At 42.4% G+C, this 894-nt stretch carries 1 protein-coding gene; it reads right to left on the minus strand.

What is annotated here, in order from left to right:
• On the minus strand, positions 1-894 hold an 894-nt coding region (locus tag ACTRWI_RS22525), incomplete at both ends, for a hypothetical protein (protein WP_499133918.1).

The following is an 894-nucleotide window of genomic DNA, read 5'->3' on the forward strand; positions in this document are numbered from 1 at the left end:
ACGCTGACGTTGCTGACATCCTGCGTTAATCCGATGTTGGTATAATCCGTACTTTGAGGCACGGTTGCAGCGATAAAATTGCCGTTATCTAATGCGTATTCGTAGACGGTGTCGTAGCTTGCTATTAATTCGACAGTAGCATCGTAGTCAGTGGGATTGTTGGATTTTAACAACTTATTGAGTTCAGTAAATTGATTGCCGTCGATTTGGATAGCACTTATCAGGTTGTAATCCGTATCATCAGGCGCTGGCACCGAGCCGGACGAATCTTCCCTGTAGGCATTAATGTTTTGCCACTCAGGAACGTAACTGAGTTCAACCCAATCTACACCTTCAATCGTATTTACCCTGACATCATACCTTGTGTCAGAATTCGGACCGTTGTCATAATCGTATGCATTCACACCATATTGGCTAAGTTCTGCTTCAATCTTATCGGCGACCGGTTTTGTCCATTGGCTAGGTGAGCTTGCACTTCCATATCGGACAAAGTTAACATGACTAATAAAGACAAGTTTCTCTTCCGATTGACCAGTAACCTTAACTCTAGCGGAAAAAAGGTAATCATAACTCACTGGAGTTGGTAAGTTCCCCGTTGGGTAGTTGTACACATACCCACCCCAAAGAGAATACAAAGTGTCATCTTCGTCAAAATAAACAGACTGACCATCTCTGTCTTGGTCTGTGGCAACTAGGTTCTCTAAATCGTCTTGATTACCTAAAGTGATGGTATTATTTTGAAGGTAGTCATTAAGGTCTGGTACATTGACAGTATAATAACCTTCGGTGTAGTCATCTGAAAATCCTAGCTCCAAATAGTGCGTATCTGTAGGCTCTTGTGCCAATGTCGCGCTGGAATTAGATGCATATTGTTGAATATTAGTAAACTCGCCG

The sequence above is a fragment of the Pseudoalteromonas sp. G5_S1_14_S5 genome (assembly GCF_054968605.1).